Origin of the sequence: Burkholderia sp. Ac-20379 (genome assembly GCF_017104645.1) — a bacterium.
Classification (GTDB): domain Bacteria; phylum Pseudomonadota; class Gammaproteobacteria; order Burkholderiales; family Burkholderiaceae; genus Burkholderia.
Window position 1 is genome coordinate 1 of record NZ_JAAGPF010000263.1, and the last position, 10,504, is coordinate 10,504.

9 protein-coding genes are annotated in these 10,504 nt (G+C 68.9%); 3 read left to right on the plus strand and 6 right to left on the minus strand.

Features of this window, described 5'->3' with window-relative positions; all coding sequences use genetic code 11:
* A partial coding sequence (locus tag G3N92_RS25300) for a glycosyltransferase family 9 protein (RefSeq protein WP_206130334.1) occupies nt 1-1,026 on the plus strand: 1,026 nt, incomplete at its 5' end.
* Between the two features lie 119 nt (nt 1,027-1,145).
* Here G3N92_RS25300 and fdhA read toward each other — a convergent pair.
* Nucleotides 1,146-2,342 (minus strand): formaldehyde dehydrogenase, glutathione-independent, encoded by a 1,197-nt coding sequence (fdhA, locus tag G3N92_RS25305; RefSeq protein WP_206130335.1) that lies wholly within the window; start codon nt 2,340-2,342, stop codon nt 1,146-1,148.
* A 202-nt stretch (nt 2,343-2,544) separates the two neighbouring features.
* Here fdhA and G3N92_RS25310 point away from each other — a divergent pair, with 202 nt between their 5' ends.
* Together G3N92_RS25310 and G3N92_RS25315 are read left to right on the plus strand one after the other, a co-directional pair.
* Nucleotides 2,545-3,714 (plus strand): DUF6396 domain-containing protein, encoded by a 1,170-nt coding sequence (locus G3N92_RS25310; protein ID WP_241015014.1) that lies wholly within the window; start codon nt 2,545-2,547, stop codon nt 3,712-3,714.
* Nucleotides 3,715-3,920: 206 nt separating this feature from the next.
* Nucleotides 3,921-4,583, plus strand: coding sequence for an HAD-IA family hydrolase (locus tag G3N92_RS25315; protein ID WP_206130336.1), 663 nt, complete (start codon nt 3,921-3,923; stop codon nt 4,581-4,583).
* Between the two features lie 10 nt (nt 4,584-4,593).
* Here the strand turns inward: G3N92_RS25315 and G3N92_RS25320 are convergent, their stop codons facing one another.
* The 5 genes from G3N92_RS25320 to G3N92_RS25340 all read right to left on the minus strand — a co-directional run bounded on the left by G3N92_RS25320 (nt 4,594) and on the right by G3N92_RS25340 (nt 10,502).
* Nucleotides 4,594-5,229 (minus strand): SMI1/KNR4 family protein, encoded by a 636-nt coding sequence (locus tag G3N92_RS25320; protein ID WP_206130337.1) that lies wholly within the window; start codon nt 5,227-5,229, stop codon nt 4,594-4,596.
* A gap of 82 nt (nt 5,230-5,311) precedes the next feature.
* A complete protein-coding gene (locus G3N92_RS25325; RefSeq protein ID WP_206130338.1) occupies nt 5,312-6,502 on the minus strand; it encodes an HlyD family efflux transporter periplasmic adaptor subunit in 1,191 nt (396 codons plus the stop codon).
* Between the two features lie 4 nt (nt 6,503-6,506).
* Nucleotides 6,507-8,054, minus strand: a complete 1,548-nt coding sequence (locus G3N92_RS25330) for an efflux transporter outer membrane subunit (RefSeq protein ID WP_206130339.1) — start codon at nt 8,052-8,054, stop codon at nt 6,507-6,509.
* Nucleotides 8,051-8,989 carry a glycosyltransferase family 2 protein gene (locus G3N92_RS25335; protein WP_206130340.1) on the minus strand — a complete coding sequence of 313 codons (939 nt, stop codon included), beginning with the start codon at nt 8,987-8,989 and terminating at the stop codon, nt 8,051-8,053. The genes G3N92_RS25330 and G3N92_RS25335 overlap by 4 nt, the downstream gene beginning before the upstream one ends.
* A 61-nt stretch (nt 8,990-9,050) precedes the next feature.
* Entirely contained in the window at nt 9,051-10,502 is a 1,452-nt protein-coding gene (locus G3N92_RS25340) for a DHA2 family efflux MFS transporter permease subunit (RefSeq protein ID WP_339385815.1), read from the minus strand.
* Nucleotides 10,503-10,504: the final 2 nt, after the last annotated feature.

The following is a 10,504-nucleotide window of genomic DNA, read 5'->3' on the forward strand; positions in this document are numbered from 1 at the left end:
TCGCGCGCCGAAGCCGGCCTGGCCGGCGACCCGAACCTCTACGTGATCCGCTTCGAGCAAACCGTCGCGCGCTTCGGCCAGGGCCGCTATCGCGACGCGCACCGGCTGTACCGCGAGCTGCGCGACGCGCCGCACCGGCGCACCATCGTCGAGACGCTGTACCCCGGCCACGGCGGCAGCTTCGAATGGGCCGAGCGCAAATTCCTCGGCCACCACGATCCGGTCGAAGGCAAGCGCGTGCTGGTGATGATGGAAGGCGGCGCGGGCGACCTGTTCATGCACGCGCGCTACCTGCAATGCCTGAAGGAAGACGGCGCGGCCTCGGTCGACGTGCAGGTGGTGGACGCCGCGCGCGGCGTGCTGCGCACCGGCGGTTTCGTGCGCGAAAGCGGCCCGCACATCGGCACGCTCGCCGACGAATGCGATTGCGTGACCTGGCTGTTCAATCTGTTCGCGCGCTACCAGCCCACGCCGCACGCGCCGCGCTTCGACACGCCCTACCTCGACGCGCCGCCGGCCGCCGCGCTGCCCGACGCCGTGCGCGGCGCACTCGATGCGCCGGGCGGCGCACGCATCGGCCTCGTGTGGCGCAGCAATTCGGGCGTGCGCCACGAGCCGTATCGCTCGATCGCGCTCGACGCGCTGACCCCGCTGCTCGGCCAGCCGGGCTGCCGCTTCTTTTCGTTACAGATCGGCGAGCAGAACGACGCCGAACGCGCGACGATCGCGCGCCACGGCGTGGTGGATCTCGCGCCCGCGCTGCGCAGCTTTGCCGACACGGCCGCCGTGCTCGACCGGCTGGACCTGCTGATCTCGATCGATACCGGCGTCGCGCATCTGGCCGGCGCGCTCGGCAAGCCGGTCTGGCTGATGCTCTCGCAGGCCGGCGACAGCCGCTGGCTCAACCACGTCGACTACACGCCGTGGTACGCCACGATGCGCCTGTTCCGCCAGCCCGCGCTCGGGAATTGGCAAGCGCCGATCGCGGCGGCGGCCGACGCGCTGGCGGCGCGCGATTTCGGCTGACACCGCCGCGCGCGTTCGGCCGCGCGATATGCTTGCGCGCGCAACCATCATGAAAACGGCCCGCGCCGAAGCGCGGGCCGTGTCTCTCAGGTTCCGGGCCTCGCGGCCCCGGCCCATCGTCAAGCGGCGATCAGGCCGTGCGGATCGATCACGAACTTGCGCGGCGCGCCGCCATCGAACTTGCGATAGCCTTCCGGCGCCTGATCGAGCGAGATCACCGTCACGTTGACGATATCCGCGATCGGCAGGCGGTCGAACAGGATCGCCTGCATCAGGTTGCGGTTGTACTTGAGCACCGGCGTCTGGCCCGTGTGGAACGAGTGCGACTTCGCCCAGCCCAGGCCGAAGCGGATGCTCAGGCTGCCGTGCTTGGCGGCCACGTCCTTCGCGCCCGGATCGTCCGTCACGTACAGGCCCGGGATGCCGATCGCGCCGGCCGGGCGCACGATTTCCATCAGCGAGTTCAGCACCGTGGCCGGCGCTTCCTCGTTGCTGCCTTCCGAACCGTGGCCGTGCGCCTCGAAACCCACGCAATCCACCGCGCAGTCGATTTCCGGGCGGCCGACGATCGCCGCGATCTGGTCGCCGAGCGGCGTGTCCTTCGACAGGTCCACCGTTTCGAAGCCCACCTTGCGCGCGTGTTCGAGGCGCTCGGCGTTCATGTCGCCGACGATCGTCACCGCCGCGCCGAGCAGGCGCGCCGAAGCGGCCGCGGCCATGCCCACCGGGCCCGCGCCCGCGATATACACCGTCGAGCCGGGCTTCACACCGGCCGTGACGGCGCCGTGATAGCCAGTGGGCAGGATGTCGGACAGGCAGGTCAGATCGCGGATCTTCGCCATCGCCTGGTCGCGATCCGGGAACTTGATCAGGTTGAAATCGGCGTACGGCACCAGCACGTATTCGGCCTGGCCGCCGATCCAGCCGCCCATGTCGACGTAGCCGTACGCGCCGCCGGCGCGCGCCGGGTTCACGTTCAGGCACACGCCCGTGCTCTGCTCGCGGCACATCGGGCAGCGCCCGCAGGCCACGTTGAACGGCACCGTGACGATGTCGCCGATCTTCAGCGTTTCGACGTCCGCGCCCAGTTCGATCACTTCGCCCGTGATTTCGTGACCGAGCACGAGGCCGACCGGCGCCGTCGTGCGGCCGCGCACCATGTGCTGATCGGAGCCGCAGATGTTCGTGCTGACGACCTTCAGGATCACGCCGTGGCCGATCTTGCGCCCGCTCGGGTCGACCATCTTCGGATAGTCGATGTTCTGCACTTCGACCTTGCCCGGGCCCTGATACACGACTCCTCGATTGCTGCTCATCGCTTCGTCTCCTGTCTCTCTGGCTTGGTGCTGCACTGCGCCCGGCGCGGCCGCGCACGGGTCGGGCAGCAAGCCCACAGAGGGTAGTCCGGCAGGCGGGGCACGCGACGTACTAAACGCGACACGGGGTTGCCCGCCGCCGACATGGGGAACGGCGCCCGGCAGCGCCGGTCGAATCGCACGCGCGACACGTTCGCGCGGCATGCTGCAGCGCAATTCGCGGGCGAGTCGGGCCCGGCAGCGGGATTATCATGTCGGCTCGCACGCGGCGCGGCAATGCAGCATGACCGCGAGCGGCCCGGCGGCCCGAGCCCTGGCGGAATCCCTGCGCACCGCCGCCGCCCGCGGTTTTGACGATCGATCGATGAAGACTATTTTCAAACTCTCGCCTCTTGTTGTTTCCCTGCTGATCGGCGCCTGCACGAACAAGGACGATGGCGCGGCGTCCCCGCCGGCCGAAGTGAAGGCCATGCGCATCGATCTTGCCTTCACCTGCACGCACGAGGCCGGCCATCTTCCGCCGCCCGACGCGAACACCGAAGCGCTCTTTCAATATGCGCGGTCGCTCGAGAAGGCCGAGGGCGCGAAGGACTACAACGCGATCGCCCGTTACGAGCGGATCGCCGCGGCGAACGGCAACGACCAGGCCAATCGCGATCTGCAACGCCTGATCTCGCGAGGGCTGGCCAGTTCGCCCGATGCGCCGAGGGAAAGCGTCGATCTCGCCACGCAGCGGATCGATCGGGGGGTGCCGGGCGGCTACGTCGACATCGGTCATTACCTGGCAAGCGGCTATGGCCTGAAGCAGGATCCGGTGCTGGCGCTGCGCTATTTCCGCAAGGCGGCCGACCTGGGCAGCCCGGAGGCGCAGGCCTACGTCGCCGAGCAACTGGCGCCGCACGACAAGGCACCCGACATCGCACGCCAGATGCGCGAGTGCGCCATGAACCAGGGCAATGGCGACGCGGCCGCGTCGCTCGGCATCGACCAGCGCAACCTGAAGCACTACCCCGAAGCCATCGCGGCGTTTCAGAACGGCGCGATGGACGGCAATGCGCTGGCCGCGCTGTCGCTGGAAAACGCCTTCGGCGCTTCGTATCCGGGGCTGCCCGCCGATGCCGAGCGCGCCCGGCGATACAAACTGATCGGGAAGTTCATCGGCAGTCACGACGGTCAGCACCCCAACGTGCCCGACATCGGCAAGATCGTCCCGTTGCCGCCGGCCACACTTCCCGAATGGGACGGCACCTTCCAATGGGAAACGGAGCAAGCCGCCGCGGCCGAGCCGCCAGCGCCGTCGGACGCGCTGGTCGAGCAACTCGCCGCGGCCCGGCACCTCGATCCGGCGACCGGGCTGCCGCTGGCGCATTGAACCGGCGACCGCGCCCGGCACGGGCGTGCAAAATCGCAGAAAGCGCAACAATGCACGGCCCAGCGCCGTGCGTCGTTGCGCGAAACCGCGCGAGCATCCCGGCATCTGGGCAGCCCCGGAAAAACCGTTAGTTCTACCAGCTTGTTTCCGCAACCGGCTCTGCTAACTTGCCGCTGCATGTCCCTCCGCCCCAGGAAAACCGCACCGTGAGCGACCCCACGTTCCTGTTCGATCTCGACGGCACGCTCGTCGACACCGACGCCCTGCACCTCAATGCCTTCAACGCCCTGCTCGCCCGCTGGCAGCGCAGCATCGATCTCGCCTATTACAAGGCGCACGTGATGGGCGCGCCCGATTCGGCGATCTTCGGCGGCTTGTTTCCGGGCATGCCGGTGGACGAATACACCGAGCTGGCGGCCGACAAGGAACGGATGTTTCGCGCGCAACTGGGCGCGCGGCTCACGCCCACGGCCGGCGCCGAGGCCCTGCTCGACCATCTCGATCGAACCGGCGCGCGCCGCGCCGTGGTCACCAACGCGCCGCGCGAGAACGCCACGCTGATGCTGGCCGCGCTGGGGCTCGCCGCGCGCTTCGAGGTGCTCGTGATCGGCGGCGAACTCGCGCACGGCAAGCCGCATCCGCTGCCCTATCTGACGGCGCTGGCGCATGTGGGCGGCGACGCCGCGCATGCGGTGGCGTTCGAGGATTCGGGTTCCGGCGTGCGCTCGGCCAGCGCGGCCGGCATCCATACGTTCGGCATGCTGACGGCCTTGACCGATGCGCAACTGCGCGAAGCCGGCGCGCACGCGACGATTCGCGACTTCACCGATCCGGCGCTGTGGGCGTGGATCGAAGGCCGGCGCGGCTGAGGTACGCGCGTCAGCCGCCGTTGCGGGCCGGCGCCTGCCAATGCAGTTCGAGTTCGTCCTGATCCTCGAGGAACGGCAAGCCGTCGGCGACGAGTTGTGCCAGATACCGGTCGAAATCGTCGGCCAGCACGGCGTAGCTGTCGGGATCGTGCAGGTAGCGGATCACCTGGCCGGGCTTGCCGTCCGGCGCGGGATCGAAATCGATGTACAGCCGCGACGAGCCGCCGTTGTTCATGCAATGCGAAAAGCACAGGCGGCGGCCCATCGGCACGGTGGCGTCGATGCGCGGGTCGAACAGTTCGCCCGGCGCGAATTCGGCGAGATCGTAGATGTCGGCGATGCTCTCGCGGCCGAAGCCTTCGGCCGCCTCCTCGACGATCTGATCGACCGACAGCAGATAGTACGGATAACTGCCGACATCGGAGCCGAGCACCATCACGCCGATGCGGGTGTCGCCGTAGGTCTGGTGATAGGTGCCGTTGAGGCGGCGCAGCAGATCCACCAGCGTGGCCGGCGCGTGCGGATAGACGGCGCGGAGCACGTCGAGCTGCGATTGCGGCGCGCCGCCGGCGTGGGCCAGCGCGGCATTGCCTTCGGCGTTCAGCGCCAGACGGAGGGCGGCGAGGTAGGTTTCGGCTGGCGTCATGATGGATCGTCGTTCGGTTCGGGCGCGATGGCGCGGGTCGATGGCAAAAAGCGCGGGCGGCGGCAGGGCCGACAATCGCATCCTACTTGTTCGCCCGGATCACCGCCGCCGCGGCCGCATCGGCGTCCGACGCCACGCTGTCGTGCACCCGCGTGCTCTGCCCCGGCAACGGCTGCTCATTATCGAGCAGATGGCCGCCGCGCTCGTGGGTATCCACCGTCACGCGCATCGACAGCCCGATCCGCAACGGATGCGCGGCCAGATCGGCCGGATCGATCGAGATCACCACCGGCACGCGCTGCACCACCTTGATCCAGTTGCCGGCCGCGTTCTGCGACGGCAGCATCGAGAACGCGCTGCCGGTGCCGGCCGAAAAACCTTCCACGTGGCCGCGATACACCACCTTCGACCCGTAGATATCCGACACGATGCTGACGGGCTGCCCCGCGCGCATGTTGCGGATCTGCCCTTCCTTGAAGTTGGCCTCGATCCACAGCGCGTTCAGTTGAATCAGCGACAGCAGCGGCACGCCCGGCCCGACCTGCTGGCCGACCTGCACCGAGCGCTGGCCGACGGTGCCGTCCACCGGCGCGACGATGGTGGTGCGCTTCAGGTTGCGCCACGCCAGCTTGAACTGCGCGGCGGCCTGCACCACCGACGGGTTGTCCTCCACCGCGAGCCGGCTGCCCAGCACGCGCGCCGATTCGAGCTGGGCCTGCGCGGCGGCCAGCTGCGCCTGCGCGGCAATCATCTGCGCCTTGGCGCGCGCGGTTTCCTCGGGCGACACCACTTCGACACTGGCATGCGCGCGCGCATCGTAGGCGCGCCGCGCGACGTCGAGATCGGCCTGGCGCGCGGCCACGGCGTCGGCGTACATCGCGTTCGACACGCCCGCGTTGGCGGCCTGCCGCACCGCCTGCGCGAGCTGGGCCTTGGCCTGCGCGAGCGACACGGCCGCCTCGGCGTCGTCGAGGCGCACCAGCGTTTGCCCGGCGCGCACGCGCTGCGTGTCGCTGATCAGCACGTCGATCACGGTGCCCGGCACCTGCGCGGCCACCTGCACGATGTTGCCCGACATGTACGCGTCGTCGGTCTCCTCGTAATAGCGGCCGCTCAGGAACCAGTAGATCGCCGCCGCGATGGCCAGCACCGACACGAGGCAGAAGAACAGCGCGAAGTGGCGCCGGCGCGCGGCGCGTTTCGCTTCGAGCCGGCCGGCATCGTGCGGGGCGCCGGCGGTGTCGCGGCGCGCGTTGTTGTTGTCGTCGTGCATGCGGTCAGTCGAAATGCGAGTCGGTCAATCGATCGTGGAGGGGAAACGCGAGTTCGTCGTGGGCGATCGCGGGGGCGGCCATCTTCGTCACGTCGAAGCCGCCGCCGAGCGCATCGATCAGGCCGATGCGCAGCGCGCGGCGCTTGGCGAGCAGGTCGATCAGTTGCGTGCGCTCGTCCACCAAGGTCAGGCGCGCGGTGTTGACATCCTTTTCCATGCCGAAGCCGCGGCGGTGGCGCTCGTCGGCGATGTCGACGATCTTCTGCGCGGCGGCCACCGAATGCTGCTGCTCGTCGAGCAGGATATCGACCGTGCGCAGTTGCGTCAGTTGCCGCGCGACCTGCCCGAGCGCCTGATCGACGCTCTGGTTGTAGAGCGCGATGCTCAGATCGGCGTTGGCGACCTCGCCGGCCAGCTTGGCCTTCAGGCGGCCGCGATCGAAGATCGGCAGCGTGATGGCCGGCCCGATCGAGCCGCCGAACGCGCGGCCGCGCAGCAGCGCGGCCGGCGTCAGCGCGAACAGCCCGCCCACCGCCGACAGGTTCACGTTCGGATAGAACTCGGCCTTCGCGCCGTCCACGGCCGAGAACGCGCCCTGCACGCGCAGCCGCGCGGCCACGATGTCGGGCCGGCGGCCGAGCAGCGCCACGGGGAGCTTCGGCGGCAGCGGCGCGTCGACGAGATCGCCCGGATGCGGGCGCTTGAGCGCGAGGCCGCGCTCGGGGCCCTTGCCGGTCATCACGCCGATCTGCACTTCGGAAAGCTTGATCTGCTCGTCCACCATCGCGAGCTGCGCGATCAACCGGTTGCGCTTGATCGCGGCGTCGCTGGCGTCGTAGGCGTTGTCGATGCCGCGCGCGGCGCGCTCGCGCAGCACGGCGTTGATCTGGTCGCTGGCGGCGCGCTTTTCCTGCAGCAGGTCGCGCTGCGCATAGGCCTGATCGAGCTGGCAATACAGCGTCACGAGCGTGACGGCCAGCGTGAGCCGCGCCTGCTCGGCGTCGACGCGCGCGGCGTCGCGGTTAGACAGCAGCCCGCGCGTGGCGGCCGCGTTACGCCCCCACAGGTCGATCTGGTAATTGAAGCCGGCATAGAGCGAGGACGACGAAATATTCGGATCGCTGAACAGATCCACCGGCACGTTGAGGCCGCCGACATTCACGTTCGCCACGCCGTCGCCGCGCGGCACGCGCGCCTTGCTCAGCGACGCGCCGGCCGTGCCCACCAGCCCCGTCATCGACGCGTACTGCTGCACCTGCGCCTGCGCGATATCGATGCGCGCCTTGGCCGCCTGCAGGCTCGGGTTGTTCTCGTAGGCCTCGGCCACCAGCCGGTCGAGCTGCGGATCGCCGAGTTGCTTGACCCAATCGGGCGCGGGCCACGCGCCGTCCGGCCGCACGTTGCCGCTCACGCCGGCCAGCGCGTTCGCGCCGGGCACGTGCGGCTGCACCTTGGTCTGAAAACCGGACGGCACGCAGCCGCCCAGCGCGAATACCGCCGCGAGCACGCCGCCCGCGAGTGCCGGGCGTCCCGGCAAGCTGCGTCGGCTCATCCGTGGCGCACCCGTTCACCGGCGCGCGCGGCCCAGCCCGGGCGCGCCTGTTCGAGCGGGCCGAGACGGCCGAACAGGCCGTCGCTGACGCCGAATGCGATGCCCTTGAGCTTGGCCGCCTTGTCGTCCTCGCACAACACCACCTGCACGATCTGCCACAGCGTCAGCAGGCTCGGCACGATCGCCACCGGAAACCGCATGCCGTATTGCATGCCGAGCTGCACGGCGTTGCGCGCACTGTAGTAGCGCCGATACCACGGATGGTTCATCGCCGACATCTCGAACGGCCCGATCTTGTGGCGGCGCTTGTTGCCGATGCGGTGCGGCAGCACGAGTTGCGGCACCACGTAGAGCGGCACGTCGCGCGCCAGCGCGCGGAAGCAATATTCGGTATCGACATGATCGATGAACAGCGATTCGTCGAAGCGGCCGAGGCGCGCATAGGCCTCGCGCGAAATCACGCTGCCCGACGAGATCAGGAAGCCGCAGCGCTGCACGGGCGCGTCGGCATCCATCGGCAGGCGGCGCACCGACACGCCGTCGGTGGCCAGTTCGGGCAGATAGCGGCGGTCGTTCTCGTCGAAGATGCGCGGGCCGGCCAGGAAGCAGCGCGTGCCGAACCCGGCGCACACCGCGCGCATCGTCGCGAAGAACGGCGCGGGCACCGTCGAATCCTGATCGAACAGCGCCACCGCATCCATGCCGCGCGCGAACAGTTCGGCCAGCCCGGCGTTGTAGGCGCCCGCGATGCCGCCGCGATTGCCGTGATGGAGCAATGCGTAGCCATCCTGATCGGCCGCGCGCCGGGCGGCCAGGCTGGCGGCCGGCGTGTTGTCGACCACCACCAGCGCGTCGCAGTCGCGCGCCACGTCGCGCAGGCGCGCGAGCTGATCGTCGCGCGGGTGATACAGGATGATCAAGGCCCCGAGTTTCATGGTGTTCCCCGTGTGGTTCGCCGTGTGGTTCGCCGTCGTTGCGGTCATGGCCGTGCGCGCCTCAGTGTCCGATCGTCATGGCCGCGCCGCGCTTGGGGCGCGTCAGCCACATCATGCAGGCCAGCGTCAGGCAGGTCATGCTCGCCATGAAATACATGTCGCCGGTGGCCATCATGTAGGCCTGCTTGTGCACCACGTTGCTGATCGACAACAGTTCGCGCGTGCCGGTGATGCCGGTGGCGTGCAGCGCATCGATGTAGCGCTGCGTGTTGCCGTCCGATTTCGTCACGGCCTGCGAGACGATGTCGTAGTGATAGGTCGCGCGGTTCTCCCACAGCGTCACGCTCATCGCGGTGCCGAACGCGGCCGACAGCGTGCGCAGGAAGTTCGACAGGCTCGACGCGGCGGCCAGCTTGTCGTCGGGAATGCGCGACAGCGTGGCCGCCGTCAGTGGAATGAAGAAGCACGGCAGGCCCATGCCCTGGATCAGCCCCGGCGTGATGATCTGCGTGAACGTCATGTTCAGCGTGAAGTGCGCGTTGTTCCATTGCACGCAGGCGAACACCATGAAGCCGAAGGTGGCCAGCACGCGCGCGTCGAAGCGGCTCGAATACAGGCCCACCAGGATCGAGAACACGAACGCGAGAATCCCGAGCGGCGCGGCGGCCAGCCCGGAGTGGAACGCGTTGTAGCCCATCACGGTCTGCAGCCAGAGCGGAAACACCACGCCCACCACCGAGAACGCCATCATGCCGAGCGAGATGATCAGGACGCAGAACGAAAACGTGCGGTCGCGAAACAGGCTCAGATCCACCACCGGGTGATTCTCGCCGCGCTCCCAGATCAGCAGCGAGACGATCGCCAGCGCCGCCACGATCGCCAGCGTGCAGATCAGCGGCGAGCCGAACCAGCCGCGATCGTGGCCGAGGTCGAGCATCGCCTGCAGCGCGCCCACGCCCACCACCAGCAGCGCGATGCCGACCACGTCGATCGGCCCGGCCTGCCCGCCTTCGCGCGAAGGCTTCAGCAGCGTCATGCAGACGGTGAACGAGAACAGCCCGATCGGCAGGTTGATCAGGAAGATCCACGGCCACGAATAATTGCTGACGATCCAGCCGCCCACCACCGGGCCGAGAATCGGCGCGAGCAGCACCGTCATCGCCCAGAGCGCCAGTGCGAGCGTGCGCTTGTCCTTCGGGAACGCGCGCATCAGGATCGTTTGCGAGAGCGGCACCATCGGCCCCGAGCACAGCCCCTGCAGCGCGCGGCACACCACCAGCACGTGCAGATCGTTGGCCAGGCCGCACAGCATGGAGGTCAGCGTGAACAGCACGATCGAGGTGACGAACAGGCGGCGTTCGCCCACGCGCTTCGCGAGCCAGCCCGTCAGCGGCACGGCGATCGCCGCCGCCACCGAGTACGAACTGATGACCCAGGTGCCCTGGCTGTTCGACACGCCGAGGCTGCCCGAGATCGACGGCACCGCCACGTTGGTGACGGTCGAATCGAGCACCT

Bases quoted from the DNA above. Each gene is read 5' to 3' on its own strand.
- fdhA (WP_206130335.1), bottom strand. From the start codon at position 2,342: ATGAGCAGCAATCGAGGAGTCGTGTATCAGGGCCCGGGCAAGGTCGAA.
- G3N92_RS25310 (WP_241015014.1), top strand. From the start codon at position 2,545: ATGCTGCAGCGCAATTCGCGGGCGAGTCGGGCCCGGCAGCGGGATTAT.
- G3N92_RS25320 (WP_206130337.1), bottom strand. From the start codon at position 5,229: ATGACGCCAGCCGAAACCTACCTCGCCGCCCTCCGTCTGGCGCTGAAC.
- G3N92_RS25325 (WP_206130338.1), bottom strand. From the start codon at position 6,502: ATGCACGACGACAACAACAACGCGCGCCGCGACACCGCCGGCGCCCCG.
- G3N92_RS25330 (WP_206130339.1), bottom strand. From the start codon at position 8,054: ATGAGCCGACGCAGCTTGCCGGGACGCCCGGCACTCGCGGGCGGCGTG.
- G3N92_RS25335 (WP_206130340.1), bottom strand. From the start codon at position 8,989: ATGAAACTCGGGGCCTTGATCATCCTGTATCACCCGCGCGACGATCAG.